Origin of the sequence: Vreelandella halophila (assembly GCF_019903425.1) — a bacterium.
Taxonomy (GTDB): Bacteria; Pseudomonadota; Gammaproteobacteria; order Pseudomonadales; family Oleiphilaceae; genus Halospina; species Halospina halophila.
Genome location: NZ_JACHUZ010000013.1, coordinates 2,491,986 through 2,511,560 on the forward strand (window position 1 = coordinate 2,491,986; position 19,575 = coordinate 2,511,560).

At 62.6% G+C, this 19,575-nt stretch carries 21 protein-coding genes; 14 read left to right on the forward strand and 7 right to left on the reverse strand.

What is annotated here, in order from left to right; all coding sequences use genetic code 11:
- Window positions 1-2: 2 nt before the first annotated feature.
- Window positions 3-866 (forward strand): DMT family transporter, encoded by an 864-nt coding sequence (locus H4I92_RS15865; RefSeq protein ID WP_218668239.1) that lies wholly within the window; start codon window positions 3-5, stop codon window positions 864-866.
- Window positions 867-872: 6 nt separating this feature from the next.
- On the opposite strand, the gene tusA is transcribed toward H4I92_RS15865, so the two are convergent.
- Window positions 873-1,109 carry a sulfurtransferase TusA gene (tusA, locus tag H4I92_RS15870; protein WP_077531494.1) on the reverse strand — a complete coding sequence of 79 codons (237 nt, stop codon included), beginning with the start codon at window positions 1,107-1,109 and terminating at the stop codon, window positions 873-875.
- A gap of 113 nt (window positions 1,110-1,222) precedes the next feature.
- On the opposite strand from tusA, the gene H4I92_RS15875 reads away from it, so the two are divergent.
- A complete protein-coding gene (locus tag H4I92_RS15875; protein WP_077531495.1) occupies window positions 1,223-1,525 on the forward strand; it encodes an antibiotic biosynthesis monooxygenase family protein in 303 nt (100 codons plus the stop codon).
- On the opposite strand, the gene rlmM is transcribed toward H4I92_RS15875, so the two are convergent.
- Window positions 1,509-2,600: a 23S rRNA (cytidine(2498)-2'-O)-methyltransferase RlmM gene (gene rlmM, locus H4I92_RS15880; protein ID WP_218668240.1), complete on the reverse strand. Its 1,092-nt coding sequence runs from the start codon at window positions 2,598-2,600 to the stop codon at window positions 1,509-1,511. The genes H4I92_RS15875 and rlmM overlap by 17 nt on opposite strands.
- Window positions 2,597-3,316: an alpha/beta family hydrolase gene (locus H4I92_RS15885; protein ID WP_338072770.1), complete on the reverse strand. Its 720-nt coding sequence runs from the start codon at window positions 3,314-3,316 to the stop codon at window positions 2,597-2,599. Before H4I92_RS15885 ends, rlmM begins: the two co-directional genes overlap by 4 nt.
- A gap of 30 nt (window positions 3,317-3,346) precedes the next feature.
- Here H4I92_RS15885 and ccoN point away from each other — a divergent pair, with 30 nt between their 5' ends.
- From ccoN to hemN, 10 genes are all read left to right on the forward strand, one after another.
- Window positions 3,347-4,789, forward strand: a complete 1,443-nt coding sequence (gene ccoN, locus H4I92_RS15890; RefSeq protein ID WP_077531812.1) for a cytochrome-c oxidase, cbb3-type subunit I — start codon at window positions 3,347-3,349, stop codon at window positions 4,787-4,789.
- Window positions 4,786-5,394: a cytochrome-c oxidase, cbb3-type subunit II gene (ccoO, locus tag H4I92_RS15895; protein ID WP_077531497.1), complete on the forward strand. Its 609-nt coding sequence runs from the start codon at window positions 4,786-4,788 to the stop codon at window positions 5,392-5,394. The genes ccoN and ccoO overlap by 4 nt, the downstream gene beginning before the upstream one ends.
- Window positions 5,395-5,398: 4 nt before the next feature.
- Window positions 5,399-5,599, forward strand: a complete 201-nt coding sequence (locus H4I92_RS15900) for a cbb3-type cytochrome oxidase subunit 3 (RefSeq protein WP_077531498.1) — start codon at window positions 5,399-5,401, stop codon at window positions 5,597-5,599.
- A complete protein-coding gene (gene ccoP, locus H4I92_RS15905) occupies window positions 5,592-6,506 on the forward strand; it encodes a cytochrome-c oxidase, cbb3-type subunit III (RefSeq protein WP_077531499.1) in 915 nt (304 codons plus the stop codon). Before H4I92_RS15900 ends, ccoP begins: the two co-directional genes overlap by 8 nt.
- Window positions 6,503-7,882 carry a cytochrome c oxidase accessory protein CcoG gene (ccoG, locus tag H4I92_RS15910; RefSeq protein ID WP_077531500.1) on the forward strand — a complete coding sequence of 460 codons (1,380 nt, stop codon included), beginning with the start codon at window positions 6,503-6,505 and terminating at the stop codon, window positions 7,880-7,882. The genes ccoP and ccoG overlap by 4 nt, the downstream gene beginning before the upstream one ends.
- Before the next feature lie 14 nt (window positions 7,883-7,896).
- Entirely contained in the window at window positions 7,897-8,415 is a 519-nt protein-coding gene (locus H4I92_RS15915; RefSeq protein WP_077531501.1) for a FixH family protein, read from the forward strand.
- Window positions 8,412-10,922 (forward strand): heavy metal translocating P-type ATPase, encoded by a 2,511-nt coding sequence (locus H4I92_RS15920; RefSeq protein WP_077531502.1) that lies wholly within the window; start codon window positions 8,412-8,414, stop codon window positions 10,920-10,922. Before H4I92_RS15915 ends, H4I92_RS15920 begins: the two co-directional genes overlap by 4 nt.
- The gene (gene ccoS, locus H4I92_RS15925) at window positions 10,885-11,040 is read left to right on the forward strand and encodes a cbb3-type cytochrome oxidase assembly protein CcoS (protein ID WP_338072771.1); all 156 of its coding nucleotides are present in this window, start codon (window positions 10,885-10,887) and stop codon (window positions 11,038-11,040) included. Before H4I92_RS15920 ends, ccoS begins: the two co-directional genes overlap by 38 nt.
- A complete protein-coding gene (locus H4I92_RS15930) occupies window positions 11,037-11,732 on the forward strand; it encodes a sulfite exporter TauE/SafE family protein (protein ID WP_077531503.1) in 696 nt (231 codons plus the stop codon). Before ccoS ends, H4I92_RS15930 begins: the two co-directional genes overlap by 4 nt.
- 84 nt (window positions 11,733-11,816) lie before the next feature.
- Entirely contained in the window at window positions 11,817-13,211 is a 1,395-nt protein-coding gene (hemN, locus tag H4I92_RS15935) for an oxygen-independent coproporphyrinogen III oxidase (protein WP_077531504.1), read from the forward strand.
- Window positions 13,212-13,219: 8 nt separating this feature from the next.
- On the opposite strand, the gene ttcA is transcribed toward hemN, so the two are convergent.
- Window positions 13,220-14,092: a tRNA 2-thiocytidine(32) synthetase TtcA gene (ttcA, locus tag H4I92_RS15940; protein ID WP_077531505.1), complete on the reverse strand. Its 873-nt coding sequence runs from the start codon at window positions 14,090-14,092 to the stop codon at window positions 13,220-13,222.
- A gap of 105 nt (window positions 14,093-14,197) precedes the next feature.
- On the opposite strand from ttcA, the gene H4I92_RS15945 reads away from it, so the two are divergent.
- Window positions 14,198-14,848: a DNA-J related domain-containing protein gene (locus H4I92_RS15945; protein ID WP_179105744.1), complete on the forward strand. Its 651-nt coding sequence runs from the start codon at window positions 14,198-14,200 to the stop codon at window positions 14,846-14,848.
- On the forward strand, window positions 14,845-15,900 hold the full coding sequence (locus H4I92_RS15950; protein ID WP_077531507.1) for a polysaccharide deacetylase family protein: 1,056 nt from the start codon (window positions 14,845-14,847) through the stop codon (window positions 15,898-15,900). Before H4I92_RS15945 ends, H4I92_RS15950 begins: the two co-directional genes overlap by 4 nt.
- A 2-nt stretch (window positions 15,901-15,902) precedes the next feature.
- On the opposite strand, the gene H4I92_RS15955 is transcribed toward H4I92_RS15950, so the two are convergent.
- From H4I92_RS15955 to H4I92_RS15965, 3 genes are read right to left on the reverse strand one after another with little or no spacing between them, the layout of a single operon-like run.
- Window positions 15,903-16,946 (reverse strand): MalM family protein, encoded by a 1,044-nt coding sequence (locus H4I92_RS15955; protein ID WP_077531508.1) that lies wholly within the window; start codon window positions 16,944-16,946, stop codon window positions 15,903-15,905.
- Window positions 16,888-18,492: an OmpP1/FadL family transporter gene (locus tag H4I92_RS15960; RefSeq protein ID WP_077531509.1), complete on the reverse strand. Its 1,605-nt coding sequence runs from the start codon at window positions 18,490-18,492 to the stop codon at window positions 16,888-16,890. The genes H4I92_RS15955 and H4I92_RS15960 overlap by 59 nt, the downstream gene beginning before the upstream one ends.
- A 34-nt stretch (window positions 18,493-18,526) precedes the next feature.
- Complete coding sequence (locus H4I92_RS15965) at window positions 18,527-19,555, reverse strand: flagellar protein FilC (protein WP_077531510.1); 1,029 nt, start codon at window positions 19,553-19,555, stop codon at window positions 18,527-18,529.
- Between the last annotated feature and the right edge of the window lie 20 nt (window positions 19,556-19,575).

Sequence of the window (19,575 nt, forward strand, 5' to 3'; positions counted from 1 at the left end):
GCGTGGCCGGTTTCAGCCTGAACTCCCCCCTGCACCGGGGGGCGGCCTGTGTTCTTGCCGGTGAACTCCTGCTCGCCCTGATGGGCGCCCAGGTCAAGGCACTGGCACCGGAGCTGGACAACACCATGCTGGTGTTTGCCCGCAATGCGCTGGGACTGGCGATCATCCTGCCGATCATGCTGTGGCGCCAGGGGCCGGACTGTCTGCGCACCAGCAACCTGCGCTTCCATGTGGTCCGGGGTGTGGTGGGCGTCTCCGCCATGTACTGCTATTTCTTCAGCCTGGGCGGACTGGCTCTGACCGAGGCGGTGCTGCTCAAGCTCACCTCGCCCTTCTTCATTCCGCTGATCGCCTTCCTATGGCTGGGGGAGCGCACCTCACTCTGGGCCCTGATGACCATTGTGCTAGGGTTCTGCGGGGTGGTGGTCCTGCTGCAGCCCGGTCATGCCGGCATGCAGGACGTACTCTTTGTGATGGCCGGGGTCTCGGGAGCGGTGCTGGGTGGCACCGCCAAGGTCGCGATCCGCCGCATGGGTACACGCGAGCCCAGCGCGCGCATCGTGGTCTACTTCGGCATCGTGGCAACCACGGTCTCGGCACCGGCCGCCATACTGAACTGGCAGTGGCCCACCTTCTGGCAATGGCTTGGGCTGGTTTCCATTGCCGCCTGCGCCACGGCGGCCCAGATGCTGATCACCACCGCCTACCGCATTGCGCCGGCGGGCCGTATCGGTCAGTTCACCTATTCGTCGGTGGTGTTTGCCGCGCTTCTGGGCTGGCTGGTCTGGTCCGAGCCGTTCACCCTCCACCAGGCCATCGGCTGCCTCTTCATTGTCGGCGCGGGGCTGCTGAACATGCGTCGATGACGTCGTTCAGACCGTGCGCTCGATCCAGTAGGTGTACTGCTCGTCGCTGGCTTCCTCCTCGACCAGACGGTGGCCGAGGAACTGGCAGAAGCGCGGGATGTCCCGTTGGGTGGACGGATCGGTTGCGATCACGCGCAGCACCCCGTTGACCGGCACATCCGCAATGCGGTTGTGAAGCATCATGACCGGCTCTGGGCAGACCAGGCCGGTGGCATCAAGCGTTGCATCGTATTCCCGGGTCAATGGCGGAACCTCCGTACACGCGCTTCCAGAATTTTCTGCCAGAATTGGTAGAAGGATACCACATTCAGGGGTAATCGTATGAGTAACAAGGAGCCCTCGGGGAGAGACCAACCATGATCCGTGTCATCATCGAGCGCTATATCGCCGAAGCCATGGAAAGCACCTATGACGCCCAGGCCCGCCAGGCCCTGCGCAATGCCGTTGAGATTCCCGGGTTCATATCCGGCGAATCCCTCAAGGATGAGTACAATCCCCGTCACCGGGTGATTCTCTCAACCTGGCGTTCAGCTGCGGACTGGTACCGCTGGTACGATTCCACCGAGCGGCGGGAGAAGATCAACCGTATCCGGCCGCTGCTGGAATCCGATGAGCGCATCACGGTTCTGGAATACGCGGTACCTACCGGGAACGTGTGAGCGGCGCCACACAGCAGGTGATCTCCTCCCGGTCGTGATACAGGTGAGCGGCCCGAACTGTCAGGTCAACACCGCTGGCAGCAATGATTTCCTCCAGGCGCGCCCGGTAATCCTGCCAGCAGGCCCAGCGCTGCTTCATGGGTAGTTTCAGGTTGAACACGGCCATCCGGCACAGCCTGTTCGCGAGCCACTCCGCCATCAACTCCACTACCCGGCCGGGGCGGTCCACAATATCGCAGACCAGCCAGTCTACGGGATGCGAGGGCCGCCAGTTGAAGGCATCCTCGGTCCTGTGGGTCACCAACCCCGAAGCCATCAACGCTTCATCCATGGGGCCGTTGTCTACGGCGGTCACAGCCAGACCGCGCTGCACCAGCTGCCAGGTCCAGCCACCTGGCGCGGCACCGAGATCCACCGCCGTCATGCCATGGCGCAGCAGGCGCTCGCGCTCATCCGTGGTGAAAAACCGGTGCAGGGCCTCTTCCAGTTTCAAGGTTGAGCGGCTGGGGGCCGTGCCGGGCATCCGCAGCCGGGGAACCCCTTCATGAAAGGCAGAGGACAGGGCCGGATCGCGGCGGGCAAGCAGCGCGCGGCTGAAATCAGGGAGCAGGATCTCCAGCCCCGGTGCACCGGGCTCCGCCTCGGGATTCCCATGCAGAATACCCGCGCCGCGCAGCGCCTTCGCCAGCGGGCTGGTCCATTTGCGGGCAAAGCGCGGCAGCGCCTCTTCCGTCTCCCCCAAAGGCACATGCACATCCACACGCCCAAAAGGCCCGGTCTCTGCGGCATCACGCAGCCCCTCGAGCACGGCACCGACACGGTCCTCGCCGGGGAGCGGATCCACGACACCGATGCCGGCGTACCAGTCCCGCACAAAGACCAGGTCGCTCAACGGCAACGCCTGCATGACCTCTCCCGCAGCCTGGCCAGGCAGCTCAAACCGTATCCAGCCGGGAGCTTCCGGAACAAAGAAACCATAACCCCCGACTTCCGCCGCGCGGCTCACCAACTCCTGCCCGGCATCCGACTCAAAGCCGGGCCGGCACAGGGCCCGGATCACACCCATTTCACTCATTCGTTGCCCGTCTCTGTTGCCCCTACAAACGCCCGCGCCTGTTCCGCGGCTATCGCCAGGATACGATCCGGATCAAGGCCGCTGCGGCGCGTGGGCATCAGCTCATGGTCGCCATCGGTCACCCACTCCAGGCGTACCAGCCCGGCGAATGGCATACGTTCCTCCAGTTCGCCGCGCTTTCCGAAAGGATCCCGCTCGCCCTGCGCTATCCATAGGGGTCGCGCCAGCTCCGCAAAGTGATCCGTCCGCCACTGTTCCGGCCTGCGCGGTGGATGGAAGGGATAGCCAAACACCAGTGCTCCCGCCACTTGTTCCGGGCACTGGTCCGGTGTCAGCAGCATGGAGGCCATGCGGCCACCAAGCGAGCGGCCACCAAGCCAGAGGCGGTCCGCGTCCGCTTCCCGGTGTGCGATTTCATCAATGGCCTCGCGCCAGTTCCGGAGCAGGACCTGAGGGCGATCCGGTGGACGGCGCCTGCCTGTGGTACGGCGCTGCGCCATAAACGGAAACTCGAACCGCCGGACACGGAAGCCTGCCGTGGCGAGCGCGGTGGCGAGCCGCTCCATGGGCACAGAGTCCGCAGGCGCGCCGGATCCATGAGCGAGAACCAGAACCGGCCCCTGATCACCATTACAGAGTATATCCAAAACGACTACCGCATTACGTTTTTGACATATATCATTGAGCATCGGCGCTGCGTTGCCTACGCTGCGCATACCCTCCAAACAGTCCCGGAAGAGCCGAACATGGAAACACAGACATCCGCGGAAACCTACAACTACCGGGTGGTCAGGCAGTTTGCCATAGCCTCGCTGGTATGGGGTATCGTCGGAATGGGTCTGGGCGTGTTCATCGCGGCCCAGATGTTCCTTCCCCAACTGAACTTTGACCTGCCCTGGACCAGCTTCGGGCGCCTGCGCCCGTTGCATACCAATGCGGTCATCTTCGCCTTTGCCGGTAGTGCCCTGTTCGCCACCTCGTACTACGTGGTACAGCGCACCTCGCAGTCGAGGCTGATCTCGGACGAGGCTGCCGCCTTCACGTTCTGGGGATGGCAGGCGGTAATCGTTTTGGTCGCCATCACGCTGCCGCTGGGCTATACCACGACCAAGGAGTACGCTGAACCGGAGTGGCCGATCAACATCCTGATCGCCATCGTCTGGCTGACCTACGCCTACGTGTTCTTCGGCACCATCGCCCGCCGGAGGGTCAAGCACATCTATGTGGCCAACTGGTTCTACGGCGCCTTCATCATCACCATTGCCATCCTGCATGTGGTGAACAACCTGGCGATTCCGGTGGGCTGGTTCGAGTCCTACTCCATTTTCCCCGGTACGATCGACGCCATGGTTCAGTGGTGGTACGGACATAATGCCGTGGGCTTCTATCTGACCGCGGGTTTCCTGGGCATGATGTACTACTTCGTGCCCAAGCAGGCCAACCGGCCGATCTACTCCTATCGGCTGTCAATCGTGCACTTCTGGGCACTGATCGCGACCTATGTCTGGGCCGGCGGCCACCATCTTCACTACACCCCGTTGCCGGAGTGGGCACAGACTGCGTCCATGATCATGTCCCTGATCCTGCTGGCGCCGAGCTGGGGCGGTATGATCAACGGCATCATGACCCTGTCCGGTGCCTGGTATAAGCTGCGCACGGATCCGATCCTGCGTTTCCTGATTGTCGCCGTTTCCTTCTATGGCATGGCCACCTTCGAAGGACCGCTGATGTCCATCCGTACCGTGAACGCGCTGTCCCACAGCACGGACTGGACAGTAGGCCACGTGCACTCGGGTGCCCTGGGCTGGGTTGCCATGATCAGCTTTGGCGCGCTCTATCACCTGTTCCCGCGTCTCTACGGTCTTAAGTCAATGTTCAGCATTCCGTTGATCAACCTCCACTTCTGGCTCGCGACCATCGGTGTGGTGCTCTACACCGTTTCCATGTGGATCAACGGCCTGCTCCAGGGTCTGATGTGGCGCGCCGTGAATGATGACGGCACGCTCACCTACAGCTTCGTTGAAGCCCTTGAAGCCAGTTACCCGGGCTATGTGGTGCGCTTCATCGGCGGCGCCTTCTTCCTCGGCGGCGTTCTGGTGATGGCCTACAACGTATGGCGCACTGTTGGTCAGAGTGAGACTGGCGCACTTGATGATTCCACTGACGCAGTGCAGGGAGCCAACGCATGAGTCACGAGAAAGTTGAAAAGCACCTGGGTCTACTGATCGGGCTGATCATTGTTGTGGTCAGCCTCGGCGGACTGGCGGAAATTGTGCCCCTGTTCTTCGACAAACAGGTCAACGAACCCGTGGAAGGCCTGGAACCACTCAGCGCCGTGGAGCTGGAAGGCCGTGATATCTATATCCGCGAGGGCTGCCATGTGTGTCACACGCAGAAGGTCCGCCCCTTCCGCGCCGAAACCGAGCGCTATGGCCATTACTCCGTAGCCGGGGAACAGGTGTATGAGCACCCCTTCCTGTGGGGTTCCAAACGCACCGGCCCCGATCTGGCCCGGGTAGGTGGACGCTACTCGGATGCCTGGCACCGCCTGCACCTCTACGATCCGCGAATGGTGGTTCCGGAGTCCAACATGCCGGCCTATCCATGGCTGTTTGAACAGAAGGTGGACCCAACCCAGACCGCGCGTAAGATGCGCGCCCTGCGCACACTGGGCGTCCCCTACACGGATGAGCAGATCAAGAACGCCGAGGAGAACGTGCGGGGCACTTTCGAGATCCAGGCGCTGATCGCCTATCTGCAGCAGCTTGGCACAGCGATTCCGGAACAGAGGTAACGGTATGGCTTGGGAGACACTGCTCAGTCAGTTCAAGGGGCTTCACACGTTATTGATGATCGCCCTCTTTGTCGGCATCTGCATCTGGGCGTTCAGCCCATCCCGGCAGCGGGAAAACGAAAAGGCCGCGCATCTGGTATTCGAAGACGAAGACATGGAAGCGCGCACCATCGAACAGCAACGGAGAGACAACCACGATGAGTAGTTTCTGGAGCATCTGGATCAGCGCGCTGATCCTGATTGTGGTCTTTGGGTGCTGGTGGCTCCTCTGGATCGTGCGCCGTAACCAACCAACGGACAAGGTTGAAAACCGGAGTGTTGGTCATGAGGTAGACGGCATTGAGGAGCTGGACAACCCGCTGCCCAAGTGGTGGTACTGGATGTTTATCGGCCTGATCCTGTTCTCACTGCTCTATCTGGCACTCTACCCCGGGCTTGGTAATTACCAGGGGCTGCTGGGCTGGAGTCAGACCAAAGCCTGGGAGCAGGAGATGGAACGTGCCCGTGAGAAGTATGGTCCACTTTTCGCCCAGTACGCCGAGACGGATGTTCCCGAGCTGGCACGCAATGGCGAGGCCATGCAGGCCGCCCAGCGCCTGTTCTCCAACAACTGCGCCACCTGCCACGGCTCCGCCGGGCGCGGCGGCTACGGCTTCCCCAACCTCACTGATGACAACTGGATCTGGGGCGGCAGTGTTGATGCCATCAAACACACCCTGACCAATGGCCGCCAGGCGAACATGCCGGCACGCGGCATCAACCCGAACCTGAGCAATGACCAGCTCGGTGACATTACCGAATATGTGCTGTCGCTCAATGACCGCAGCGGTGTGGATAAGGCGGCCGCGGAACAGGGTGAGGAGCTTTTTGCACAGGCCTGCACGACCTGTCACGGCAAGGATGGCAAAGGTAACCAGAGCATGGGCGCCCCCAACCTGACGAACGATACATGGCTCTACGGCGGGGATCGCGACACCATCATGGAAACCCTGCAGTATGGCCGTAATGGTCACATGCCAGCGCAGAACCAGCTCTCCGAGGATCAGATCCACCTTCTGACTGCCTATGTCTATCGGCTGTCAGGTCAGCACCGTGATGAAGGGGCGGAATGAACGAGATACCCGTCAGGCAGGTTGACGCCGGTCCCAACCCGGACCGGATCTACGTCCGCAGCACCACTGGCTTCTACCAGAAGCTGCGGACCGTCACTCTCTGGACACTGATGGGTCTCTACTTCATTGCCTGCTGGATTCATATCAACGGCCGGCCCCTGGTTCACTTCGATCTGCCGGAACGCCAGTTCCATCTCCTGGGGGCCACCTTCTGGCCCCAGGACTTCTTCATCCTGACGCTGCTGCTGATCATCGCCGCGTTCGGACTGTTTTTCCTCACCACTCTTTTTGGCCGCATCTGGTGCGGATTCACCTGCCCCCAGACCGCCTGGACCTTCATCTTCATGTGGATCGAGGAAAAGGTTGAGGGCAGCCGCAACCAGCGCATGAAACTCGACCGTAAGGGTTCCCTGAGCCAGTGGCTGCCGCGCAAGATCATCAAGCACGGCCTCTGGCTGGGCGTCGGGTTCTGGACCGGGGTAACCTTCGTTGGCTACTTCTACCCCATCCGCGAGCTCGTACCGGACCTGTTCACGTTCAGCGTGAGCACCGGCTGGGCGGTGTTCTGGATTGGCTTTTTTTCGGTGGCAACCTACCTCAATGCTGGGTGGATGCGGGAAAAAGTCTGCCTTTACGTGTGCCCTTACGCGCGCTTTCAGAGTGTCATGTTTTCCCCTGACACTCGCACGGTCACTTATGACGCCAACAGGGGTGAACCACGCGGTCCCCGAAAAAAGGATGCTGATCGTTCCTTGCTCGGATTGGGGGACTGCATTGACTGCAATATCTGCGTACAGGTCTGTCCGACCGGCATTGATATCCGCAACGGGATGCAGTACGAGTGCCTGGACTGCGGACTCTGCGTGGATGCCTGTAACCAGGTCATGGACCGGATGGGTTATGAGCGGGGGCTGATCCGCTACGCCACCGAGCGCGAGGTTGAAGGAGCACCGAAACGCCGCTTCCAGCCACGGACGCTGGGTTACGGGGTCGGCATGGCCCTGCTGCTGGCAACCATGGCGACACTGCTCATGCAACGCGATACACTGGACATTGAGGTGACCCGTGACCGGGGCGGCCTGTATCAGACTGGACCGGATGCCACCATTGAGAACTCGTACAGCCTCAAGCTGAGCAACCGCGTCAATGAATCGCGCGAGCTCAGCGTGCAGGTTTCCGGGCCAGAGGGTACCCACCTGCTTGAGCCTATTGGAATGGAGCTGGGCCCGCTGGGCTCACGCTCTCTCCCGGCCGTGGTAAGAATCCCACAGCGTGAGCTTGAGGGAATGAGTACGCCCGTCACCTTTGAAGTCATCGCCGAGGGCTCAGATGCGCGTAACAGCGCAGAAACCGCTTTCATCGGCCCCAGACCCTGAACACCGGAAACACCATGACAGACGACGACACCAATCGCCCCTGGTACCGCGAGCCCTGGCCCTGGGTCCTGATCGCGATTCCAGGCATTACCATCCTCTGGAGCATCTTTCTGTTCCTGTTCTCCATGGAACAACACGTCTCGATGGTGGAGGATGACTATTACGACGAGGGCATGGGCATCAACCGTGAGCTGTCGCGGGATATTGAGGCTGCCAACCTCGGGTTGAGCGGGCGCGTAAGCTTTACCGACGGGGAACGCCTGGATATCCTCCTCGAATCCCCGGAACGCCGGAACTGGGAGCGGCTGCAGGTGGAAATCACCCATGCCACTCTCGGCGACCGTGACCAGACCACCATTGCCGAGCGTGTCGGTGAAGGTCGCTATCGTGCCCGTGTCCAGCCGCTCAGCGATGGCCGCTGGTACATTGACATCCGCAACACCGGCAATGACTGGCGGCTGCGTGGCGCGCTGAAAACCCCGCTGGAGGAACCACTCACACTGAAGCCCATCCGGGAAGCCCAGCAGCAATGACGGCGACTGGCGGCGCCTGCTTCCACTGTCAGGACCCCCTACCGGACACACCCCCGGTCACCGGCGACATCGCCGGAAACACCGAGGCGTTCTGCTGCGAGGGCTGTCTCGCGGTCTCGCGCATCATCCGCAACGAAGGGCTCGACCGCTTCTACCAGCAGATCGACGGCCCCATCACCACGCCGGACCCGGTGGACGATCGGGTCCGTGCCGAGTGCCTTCACTACAACGACCGTCAGCTCCTCGACGAGGTCGTGCATTTCCGGGATGACGGGCTCCACGAGACCTGGCTGATGATTGACGGGCTCAGCTGTGCCGCCTGCATCTGGCTCATCGAGCACCACCTGGCGGGCTTTGAGGGGCTTGAGTCCATCCGCATCAATCACAGTACCCAGCGCGCCCACCTGGTCTGGCATCCGCAGGCCACTGGCTTGGGTAACCTCATTCTGGGCATCCGTGAGCTCGGATTCCAGGCCTCCCCTTTCCGCCCCGGCGAATGGGAAGAGCGGATACGCAGCCAGCAGAAACAGGCCATGATCCGGATCGGGATTGCGGGCATTGCAGCCCTCCAGACCATGATGCTGGCCTACCCGCTGCAGTTCGGACTCAGTACCGCATCCGACCCGGGCATGGTCCAGCTGTTCCGCTGGGCCAGTTTCGTCATCGCCACACCGGTAGTGCTCTACAGCGCCGTTCCCTTCTTCCAGGCAGCGGTGAGGGATCTCCGGCACCGTCACCCTGGGATGGATGTGCCCGTGTCCATCGCCATCCTTGCAGGCTACCTGGCGAGCGTCCATGTGACCCTGTTTGGCGGCGAGCACGTCTATTTCGAATCCATCTCGATGTTCACCTTCTTCCTTGGCCTGGGGCGGTTTCTGGAGGGCCGTGCCCGCTACCGGGCGGGCCTGGAGAACCTGTCGCTGATCAATGCCATGCCGGGCACGGCGCTGCGCATTGATGGAGACGACGAGACCGTGGTGCGCGCCCGGGACCTGAAAGCCGGCGACCGCATCCGCATACGCCCGGGCGATACCCTGGCGGCGGATGGCCATGTGGCCAATGGCCAATCCTCACTGGATGAATCCATGCTGACCGGGGAGTCACTGCCGGTCGCCCGGGGGCCAGGTGAGCCGGTCTCGGCGGGCACCGTGAACACCGAACACCCCCTGGAGGTGATTGTTGACCAGGCCGGGGACAACACCCGGCTGTCCGCCATCACCCGCCTCCTGGACCGGGCCCAGGCCGAGAAACCCCGGACCCAGCAGCTCGCGGACCGCGTTGCTCGCATTTTTGTCACCGCAGTACTGGTTGCGGCCACTGCCACCTGGCTGGTCTGGTGGTTCCTGGATCCCGGGCGGGCTTTTCCGATAACCCTGGCCGTGCTGGTCGCCACCTGCCCCTGCGCCCTGTCACTGGCCACCCCGACGGCGCTGACGGTGGCCACCAACAGGCTACGCCGGGCCGGCTTCGTTCCCACGAGAGGTTCAACCCTGGAGACGCTCAACACGGTGGACACCCTGGTGTTCGACAAGACCGGCACCCTTACCCGGGGCCAGCTCAGTATTGCCTCTGTGACCCCGTCATCCGGCGTTTCCGAAGCCCATTGCCGGGCGCTTGCCGCAGGGCTGGAACGCGGCTCCGAGCATCCCATCGCCAGGGCCTTCCAGGCCGAACCGGCAGCGCCCATTACCAACTGTGAGAACCATCCCGGGGGCGGCGTAACCGGCGTCAGCGAAGGTCGTAAGCTGGCCCTGGGCCGGGCGGACTTCGTGGCCACTGAACTCGGTCTGAGCCCTCCCCCTGAGGCCGGGGACGATGCCGCCCTGGCGATCCACCTGGCCAGCGAGACGGGTTGGCTGGGACGGATCACCCTGGATGATACGCTGCGCGAGGATGCGCAACCGGCGCTGGCGACACTGCGCGCCAGGGGCTGGCACTGCGTGCTTCTCAGCGGCGACCATTCCGGGCAGGTGGCCAGGGTCGCGGGAGCCCTCGGCATCAACCAGTACGAAGGCCGTCTGTCACCGGAGGCCAAACTGGAACGCATCCGTGCCCTGGAGACCCAGGGGCACAGGATCATGATGGTGGGCGACGGGCTCAACGACCTGCCCGGCCTGGCGGGAGCCCGGCTTTCCGTGGCCATGGCCGGCAGCAGCGACATTGCCCGCCTGCAGGCGGACGCCGTGGTGCTGGGGGAGCGGCTCTGGCCGCTGATGGAAGCACTCAGGGTTGCGCCCATGGCCCGCCGGGTCATCCGCCAGAACCTGACCCTGTCGCTGCTGTACAATGCCGCCATCCTGCCTTTGGCAATGGCGGGGCTGGTCATCCCATGGATCGCGGCCGCGGGCATGTCCGCCAGCTCGGTGGCTGTGGTGATGAATGCGCTGCGTCTGGGAGGAATGAAGCCCGATGGCAATACTCTACATACTGATTCCACTCTCCCTGATTCTGCTGGCGATCGCCGTCCGAGTGCTCATATGGGCGGTGCGCAACGACCAGTTCGATGACCTGGAAGGGCCGGCCCACCAGATCCTTTTCGATGACGACGAGGACCGTATTCCCCCGGAAGCCCGCCAGCACAACGAAAAGGAGAGCCGCGAGCGTGACAGGGATGAACCAGAATGACTGACGCCCTCATTACCACCCTGGGCTCGGCCTTCCTGATCGGATTCCTGGGAAGTACCCACTGCCTGGGCATGTGCGGCGGCATCGCCAGTTCACTCAGCCTTGCACTGCCCGTGGGCCCAGGCTACCGGCGCCGCCAGCTGTCACTGCTTGCCGGGTACAATCTCGGACGGATCCTGAGCTACAGCCTGATCGGGCTGATCGCCGGCCTCCCCGGCGCCCTCCTGACCGAAGGCGTCCCCGGTGCCGGCATGGTGCTGCGCACCCTGGCCGGTGTGGTGCTGATCCTGCTGGGTCTGGCCGTGGGCCAATGGTGGCAGGGCATCATGAGCCTGGAACGCATTGGCGCACCCCTTTGGCAGCGCCTATCCCCCCTGACCCAGCGTTTCATGCCCGTCGACCGCCTGAGCCGTGCCCTCCCGCTGGGGCTGCTCTGGGGCTGGCTGCCCTGCGGTCTGGTCTACAGTACCCTGGCCTGGGCCCTGACCCAGGGTGACGCAGTGCTCTCCGGCCTGCTGATGTTCAGCTTCGGGTTGGGCACGGTTCCGGCGATGGTGGCCACAGGACTGCTGGCCAGCCGCATTACACGCCTGCGCCAGTCCACCGCCTTCCGCCGGGTGACAGGCCTGGCCCTGATCGTTTTCGGGCTCTGGACCATCCCCTTGATCCGTCACCTGATCCTCCCCCACTGAACCGGGGTTTGACCGATATCAACAGGTCCGCCCTCTGGCTGGGTTAGGCTATGTGTAGCACAGCACCCGCCGTTGGAGGACACCATGGCTTCGGAACGCATCAACCTCCTCTGGGACCCGGACCTGATCGCACGCTACGATCTGTCAGGCCCCCGTTATACGTCCTATCCGACGGCCCTGGCCTTCAGCGAGGACTTCAACGGCGAGGCCTACGAGCGGACCCTTGAACGCAGCCGTGCCTCGGGCGCACCGCTGTCGCTCTATCTGCACATCCCGTTCTGTGCGCACCTGTGCTACTACTGCGCCTGCAACAAGATCGTGACCCGCAAGCGGGACCGCGCTGCTCCCTACCTGGAAAGGCTGCACCGGGAAATCGCAATGCGCTCCCGGCAGTTCGGGGGCCAGGAACGCCCAGCCACCCAGCTCCACTGGGGCGGCGGCACGCCCACCTTCATCAACCACGATGAAATGCGCGAGCTGATGGGTGTGCTGCGCCAGCACTTCCATCTGGCGGACGACGACAGCGGCGACCACTCCATTGAGATTGACCCCCGCGAGTGCGGCCCCGAAACCCTGGAAGTCCTGCGCTCCATCGGTTTCAACCGCATCAGCCTGGGCGTCCAGGACTTCAACCCGACCGTCCAGAAAGCGGTGAACCGGATCCAGCCACGGGAAATGGTAGCCAACCGCATTGTCACCGCGCGGAATCTCGGTTTCCGGTCCATCAACATGGATCTCATCTACGGGCTGCCCCACCAGACCCGGGAGACGTTCCACGAAACCCTGGACCAGGTGCTGGAGCTGGAGCCCGACCGGCTGTCGGTGTTCAACTACGCGCACCTGCCGGACCGTTTCATGCCCCAGCAGCGCATCCGCGAGGAGGACCTGCCCTCCCCGGCGGAAAAGCTCCGGATTCTTGAGGACACCATCAACCGGCTGCTTCAGGCCGGCTACGTGTACATCGGCATGGACCATTTCGCCAAGCCGGATGACACACTGGCCATCGCCCAGCGCAACGGCAAACTGCACCGCAATTTCCAGGGCTACACCACTCACGGGGAATGCGACCTGATCGGCATGGGCGTGTCCGCCATCAGCCAGGCCGCGGACAGCTACTTCCAGAACCATCATGATGAAGGCGCCTGGAACCTGGAGCTCGATTTCGGCCGCACGCCGCTGAAAAAGGGCTATGAGCTCAGTGACGATGACCGCATGCGCCGCGCCGTGATCATGGAGCTGATCTGCCACTTCTCGCTGGACAAGCAGGCCTTCGCGGCCGAATGGGGAGAGGCGTTTGATCAGGTATTTGCCGATACCCTGCCGGCACGCCGGACCATGGTGGAAGACGGCCTGATCGAGGAGGATGCCGAGCGGCTGACGGTACGCACACCGGGCCGGCTTCTGATCCGGGCCATCTGCCAGCTGTTCGATGCGGGCGCCCAGCAGGCGCAGGCCGGGCGCTACTCACGGATCATCTGAGCGGGCGCTCAGATATTGAGCACCTGGACCTGGCCGTATTCGGTTCCCGGCTCCGCACGCTGGGGCTCGGGAACCAATGCCTGCCCCTCACCCCTGCCGGAGAAGTCAAACAGCTGCGGATCCGCCAGGTGTGACGGCGTCACGTTCTGCAGGGCCCGGAACATGTTCTCGATCCGCCCCGGGAAACGATGGTCCCAGTCGTTGAGCATGTCCTTGACCATCTCCCGCTGCAGGTTCTCCTGGGAACCACAGAGGTTGCACGGGATGATGGGGTATTCCCGCAGCTCGGCGAAGCGGGCAATGTCCTTCTCACGGCAGTAGGCCAGCGGCCGGATCACGGTGTTGCGGCCGTCATCGCTGAACAGCTTGGGCGGCATGGCCTTGAGCGTCCCGCCGTGGAACATGTTGAGCATCATGGTCTCGAGGATGTCATCACGATGGTGGCCCAGGGCGATCTTGGTGCAGCCCTGCTCTTCCGCAAAGTTGTAGAGAATGCCGCGCCGCAGGCGTGAGCAGAGGCCACAGAACGTTTTACCCTCGGGAATCTTCTCCTTCACGATGCTGTAGGTGTCCTTCTCCAGCACCTGGAACGGCACCTCGAGCTGTGCCATGTAATCCGGCAGCACATGCTCGGGGAAGCCCGGCTGTTTCTGGTCCAGGTTCACCGCCATGAGCTCGAAGTTCACCGGTGCCCGGTGGCGCAGGACCATCAACATGTCGAGCATGGTGTAGGAATCCTTGCCACCACTGAGACAGACCAGAATACGGTCGCCTTCCTCGATCATGTCGAAATCCGCGATGGCGCGCCCGGTCTCGCGCTGCAGCTTCTTCTGCAGGCGTTTGCTTTCGTCGCGCGGATCGGTGGAGGTCTTGTCCAGCATTGATTGGCCCCGGTCAGACTGTTTGGTTGCGGATTATACCGGAGAGCCATGGGCTGCCACCAACCGGGATTTGCATTGCCTGCTCTGGCAACGCATAGTCTGGCTATGATGGATTCCACTGCCCCACTGAACCGCACTGGAGAGGCCGAAGACAGCGCCCTGGAAGCCCTTGTCGGGCGCATCATGGACGCCTGCGAGGCACTGCTGCGCACCCACCCCGAAGGCATGAGCGAGCTGGTGATGCTGCGCACCCTTCAGGGAGAGCCCTGGTACCTTTTTGGAACCATCGATTTCAGCAGCCCGGCCGCACTCTACCCGGTGCACTTTCTCCTCTTCCACAGCCTCTACCGGCAGCGCGAGCGGCTGGCCACCGAGAGTGGGGAAACCATCGACATCAACGCCCTGAACATCCGCATCCGCGCGACGCAAAGCGCCGGGCAGCAGGAAGCGGGCCATCACGATGCGCTGCACGCCTTCTACCGGGACTTGTCGAACCATGACCTGGGCGAGAGCACCATCAACCGCATGCTCGATGACTTCTGGCAGGGCATCACGCGCCCAGCGGATGATGAACTCGCCCAGGCCTGCCATACGCTGGCGATCGACACGCCACCTCCGGATCTGGCGACGGCACGGCAGGCGTTCCGGCGCCTTGCCATGCGTCATCACCCAGATCGGGGTGGCTCCAACGAGCAGCTCCAGGCCCTGAACCGGGCCATGGCTACCCTAAGACACCATTTCAGAGGACACCCATGACGCGAGTGAACACCCTGACCCGTATCGCAGCCACAACAGCCATGGGCCTGGGCGTGGCTTCCAGCGTCCATGCCGGCGTTGCCACGCTGGCCTACCATCATGTGTCCACGGAAACACCGCCCTCCACCACGACGTCTCCGTCGCTGTTCCGGGACCAGCTGGCACTGATCGAGGAGCTGGGCGTTGAGCCGCTGTCGCTCACACCGGAACGCGTCCAGAAAACCCTGGACGGCGGGTATGCGGAGAGCCAGCGCGTCGCACTGACTTTTGATGATGCCTACGAGAGCGTCTACACCGAAGCCTGGCCGCTACTGAAGGAAAAGGGCATCCCAGTGACGGTGTTCGTACTCAGCGGCTCTGTCGGCGACAACGGCTATATGACCTGGGACGAGCTGCGTGAGATGGCGGAGCACGACCTGGTGACCATCGGCAACCACAGCCTGGATCACGGCACCATGCTGCAGCGCCCGGATGAGAGCGCGGAAGAGCACGCCCAGCGCATCGCCCTGGAACTGGACAGGGGCGCCGAGCGCATCGAAGAGAAGATTGGCGTGGAAACCGAGCTCTATGCCCACCCCTATGGTGAGTTCTCCGAGCCGGTACTCCAGGCACTGGAAGAGCGCGGCTGGTACGGGTTCGCGCAGCATTCAGGGGTCATCGGTGAACACTCCCATCCCGGTGCCATGCCACGCTTCGCCGTGGCGGACGCCTATGGCGGCATCGATACCCTCGGGGACAAGCTGCAGGCCCGCAATTTCCCGGTTGACAGGACCAACCTTCCGGACCCGGTGATCAACAACGACAACCCACCCCTTCTGGACATGACGGTGCCTGAAGGATGGGACAGCGGCCGGCTGAGCTGCTTTGCCTCCGGTGAGGGCATGATGGAACTGGAGTCGGAGACCGTCGCCAACGGTGTGCGTATTCAGGCCCGCGCCCAGAACCCCATTGAAGCGCGCCGTTCACGCTACAACTGCACCTATCCGGCAGGCAATGGCCGCTTCTACTGGCTTTCCCAGCCCTGGTTCAATCCGGAAGCACCGGAAGGCTGAGGCTAGTCCACCAGCCGCAGTGACAGGCTGCCCACGGGCTCGTGGGTCAGTCTCAGTCGCTGCCCTTCCTGGCCTACCCTGGTAGCGGATTCCAGGTCTTCCGAACGGGTGAAAAGCACCAACCAGCGCTCGCCGGAATCCGGCTTGATGGCCAGCCTTGCTTCCATATGCCCATAGCGTCGCCAGGTTTCGGCACTGTATTCCATCACGATATCAGTCACCATCCGTACAGGACGGAAGCCGCCATCAAGGAACACAGCATTCGGCAGGAAGAACCCGCCATCGCGGATGAAACTGCGGATACGCAGCAGCGACTGTTCAGGCTCCGGCGGCAGGCGCACCAGGGCAAAACGGCTTGCTCCAGTGTTGAAACGGAACACGTCGGCCCCGTCTCCCAGACTGACAGGCAGGGTTCGCTCGCGCTCCAGCTGCTGGTAGTCCAGACGCGGCAGATCGCCGCAGCACTGCTGCGAGAAAACATCCAGACGGGTTCCTGATCCCTCGCCCACACCCAGGATGGCGGCGGCCTCGGAATCCTGACGGAACCCGGGCGCGGCTGAAGCCCCGGAGGTCGTGACCCGGGCCTCGGACACCTTGGCCGCTTCCGGTTCGCGCATTACCCGCCCCAGGGCCTCTTCCCCGTAAAGGTAGGGGGTGTTGTGCACGCGACCCTGGGCATCCCGCCAGCTGTAGAAAAGCTCCTCGGTTTCCCTGCTGCTGTCCTGATCCCCGGCGTCCGGATACTGCTCCAGGTTGAATTCCGGGTGGGACGGCTCCCCTGCCCGGCTCACCTTCGACGTAGCAGATTCCTCCTTCCCTCCAGCCTCTCCGGAGGCGTCAGAGGATTCTCTGGAGGCCGTCGTGTAGCGGACCTGACCCCGCTCATCCGCCCAGGCGCGCATGCCACCCTTGGACCCATCCGCGGTGCCACTGGCACAACCGGCGGTGACCAGCACCACAAGAACCAGCAGCGCCAGGGCCAGCCGGTCAGAAACGGCTGCGGATGGTGAGGTTGGCAAAAGTGAGGGTGGTTTCGGTTCTGACATCCAGGCCTGCGTAGGGGTTGTACACAATGTTGGTGATGTTCGTGCAGTTGATGTTACAGCTCGAGTCCGCCGGGATGTTCTGGGTACTTTTCATTCGGCTCAGACTCATATCGATCTGGGTATCTTTTGACCACCTGTACCCGAGTCCGACCCCATACATTGTGCCATCCCCGATCGGCGAGAAAAGACTTTCCGCTCCTTGGGGGATCACGGTGCTTCGGTGCTGGGCGCCCGCCCTGAGATCGAGCCGGTCGTTCACATGCAGCGTCGCGCCATAGCCGAGGTTCCACACATCCGTGAACTCGCGGCCAATCTTCAGGCTGGTGGGCGTCGCCTTTTCCGGAGACAGGATGCGGGCCGCGTTGAGGAACTCCAGCTCACGGTCGAACTTGAGCTCCAGATACTTCTGGGAGGACAGGTCCACATAGTCCATATCCGCGTTCAGGGTCAGGAAGGGCAGCACCCGCATGCTGACCCCGGTGGAGAAATGCTGCGGATAGCTCTCCTTGATGGAGACATGGCCCTCCTCCTTCGGCACCCCCGAAGGCAGGCTCAGGATGGCGGCGCCGATGGCACCGAGCACCGAACTGTTCACGCTCTGCCAGAATGCTGCCCAGTCCTCAGTGTAATCGATCTGGAAGTCACCCTTGAGGTTCATGTCATCGCCGGAGCTGTACTGGGCCCCCCAGGTGAACCAGTCAGTGGGCTCCCAGAGAACGCCCACCTTGTAACTGGTGGAGAGGCTTTCCTCGGCCCGGAAGTTGACATTGCCGATGTCCTGGAAGGGCCCGATCTTGCCGCCACACAGGGCCAGCCAGGGCGCCAGGGGCTCCTGGGCTTCCTCGTCACAGCCAAAGGCATCCTGGAGGGTGGCCCCTACCCCCACAAGCATGTTCGGGGCCCGCGTCAGCTGGTTCACCTCGATCCCCTGGTGCGAGAAGTGAATGCCGGCACCGACGGTCCATTCATCATTGACCTCGTAGGAGACCGTGGGCGAAAGATAGGTGATGCGCTGGATTGCGGCCTGGGTCGGCTGATAGCGGCCCGGGTCGTCCTCCTCCCGGGAGAAGCCACCGGAGTTCTCGATGAACGCGGCATTGCCGAACGTCAGCTTCGAGCCCGGGGGCTGGACACTGAAGCCGGCGTTGAACGGCGCCACAGGCGCCGCGCTTTCCATCAGCCCGATGCCGGGAATGTAGTTGGCGCCCACGTCGGTACTGCTTTTGCTGTTGGCAACCGGATCATTTTCCGCGCACTCAATGCCGAAGACGTCACAGCCCTCTTCCGGCACCGTGAACGTCGCATCAAACTGTGTCATGGGCATGGCGCCGCCGAGTTCCCACTGGCGCCCCTCAAGGCGGCTCAGCCCGGCTGGATTGCGGCGGATAGCCATGATCCCGGGCGGATCCGCGGTAACCGCGTTCCCGAGCGCGGCGGCCTTCGGATGCACCAGCAGCTGATGGCTGAACTGGGCCTGTGCCCCCACGGACACGGCCGCCAGCGCCAGTGCGCCGAATACGCGTGTGCCGACGCCATTCGCTCGCATTACTTCCTGCTCCTTATCGCCCTTGATCCACGCATCAGGATGATTCAGACAGCCCGGAAATATTGATGGGCATGGAGAAGCCAATGGTGAAATCCGGCGCTCCCCGCGTCATGCCGAAGCCAACACTGGTGTTGACGATGGTCTGATCGCTGATCCGCGTACCCAGTGACATATTGATGATGCCGGCCATCTGGGAACTGGCCGTTGCTTCGGTGCCGTCGCTGAAGCTCAGGACGGTCTCATCGTTGTAGGTGAGCTGGACCGACAGACTCAGCGATATGTCGTAGGACAGCGAATAGGAGAAGCCACCGGAGCCGGACAGCGTGAAGCCGGGATCAAGCTCCCGCAGAAGCCGGGCACCCCGCACCTGCTTGAGATCCTCCACCTTGTGGTTGTAGCGAAGACTGCCCGATCCGAACAGAACCACCGGATCCAACACCTTGGAAACGCTGGCCCCCCCACCTATGGAGTAATAGCCGCTGCCCGTGGAGAGCTGGCGGTTAACGTCGATCTCGTAGGGGCTAACACCGGTCTTGGAGCTCAGCGTACCGAACAGCGTGGTGGACATGGTGCCCGGCACATGCGGGTTGGGCTGCCAGCGTGCCGTAAAGGAGATATCCCCCACGTCGTTAACGTTCAGATCCTCCTGGGTATCAAACTTGGTCGTCAGGGGAATCCGGGTGCCCAGCGTCAGGTTGTCGTAGAACCCGTAGTCATAGGAGAAGGCATTGGTGAAATTGTGGGTGGCTTCCGGCGTCACATCGAGATTGCGGACCTGGCTGTTGACGACCTCCAGGTCCAGGTTCTGTGTCCCGGAATAGGAATAGTCAAAGGAGTAGTTCAGTGACTGGCGCCCCGCCTGCAACAGCGAATAGTTCTTCTCAGCAGCCTGAAAGACTTCCTCCAGCTGTTCCGTGGAATCCTCATCCCCTTCCTGCTGGGACAGTGCCTCCCGGGCATCGTCCACAGTGGCACTATCTTCCTGCTGCTGGGCAGCGGCTGGCACTGCCAGTACCGACAGCAGCACGAGACCGACCTGAAGCCAAAGCACAGAGCGCGTCATAGCGGGTTCCCTGTATCCAG

Excerpts from the sequence above, each read along its gene's own strand:
- H4I92_RS15875 (WP_077531495.1), top strand. The coding sequence starts at position 1,223 with ATGATCCGTGTCATCATCGAGCGCTATATCGCCGAAGCCATGGAAAGC.
- rlmM (WP_218668240.1), bottom strand. The coding sequence starts at position 2,600 with ATGAGTGAAATGGGTGTGATCCGGGCCCTGTGCCGGCCCGGCTTTGAG.
- H4I92_RS15885 (WP_338072770.1), bottom strand. The coding sequence starts at position 3,316 with ATGCGCAGCGTAGGCAACGCAGCGCCGATGCTCAATGATATATGTCAA.
- ccoN (WP_077531812.1), top strand. The coding sequence starts at position 3,347 with ATGGAAACACAGACATCCGCGGAAACCTACAACTACCGGGTGGTCAGG.
- ccoO (WP_077531497.1), top strand. The coding sequence starts at position 4,786 with ATGAGTCACGAGAAAGTTGAAAAGCACCTGGGTCTACTGATCGGGCTG.
- H4I92_RS15900 (WP_077531498.1), top strand. The coding sequence starts at position 5,399 with ATGGCTTGGGAGACACTGCTCAGTCAGTTCAAGGGGCTTCACACGTTA.
- ccoP (WP_077531499.1), top strand. The coding sequence starts at position 5,592 with ATGAGTAGTTTCTGGAGCATCTGGATCAGCGCGCTGATCCTGATTGTG.
- ccoG (WP_077531500.1), top strand. The coding sequence starts at position 6,503 with ATGAACGAGATACCCGTCAGGCAGGTTGACGCCGGTCCCAACCCGGAC.
- H4I92_RS15915 (WP_077531501.1), top strand. The coding sequence starts at position 7,897 with ATGACAGACGACGACACCAATCGCCCCTGGTACCGCGAGCCCTGGCCC.
- H4I92_RS15920 (WP_077531502.1), top strand. The coding sequence starts at position 8,412 with ATGACGGCGACTGGCGGCGCCTGCTTCCACTGTCAGGACCCCCTACCG.
- H4I92_RS15930 (WP_077531503.1), top strand. The coding sequence starts at position 11,037 with ATGACTGACGCCCTCATTACCACCCTGGGCTCGGCCTTCCTGATCGGA.
- hemN (WP_077531504.1), top strand. The coding sequence starts at position 11,817 with ATGGCTTCGGAACGCATCAACCTCCTCTGGGACCCGGACCTGATCGCA.
- ttcA (WP_077531505.1), bottom strand. The coding sequence starts at position 14,092 with ATGCTGGACAAGACCTCCACCGATCCGCGCGACGAAAGCAAACGCCTG.
- H4I92_RS15945 (WP_179105744.1), top strand. The coding sequence starts at position 14,198 with ATGATGGATTCCACTGCCCCACTGAACCGCACTGGAGAGGCCGAAGAC.
- H4I92_RS15950 (WP_077531507.1), top strand. The coding sequence starts at position 14,845 with ATGACGCGAGTGAACACCCTGACCCGTATCGCAGCCACAACAGCCATG.
- H4I92_RS15955 (WP_077531508.1), bottom strand. The coding sequence starts at position 16,946 with ATGTCAGAACCGAAACCACCCTCACTTTTGCCAACCTCACCATCCGCA.
- H4I92_RS15960 (WP_077531509.1), bottom strand. The coding sequence starts at position 18,492 with ATGCGAGCGAATGGCGTCGGCACACGCGTATTCGGCGCACTGGCGCTG.
- H4I92_RS15965 (WP_077531510.1), bottom strand. The coding sequence starts at position 19,555 with ATGACGCGCTCTGTGCTTTGGCTTCAGGTCGGTCTCGTGCTGCTGTCG.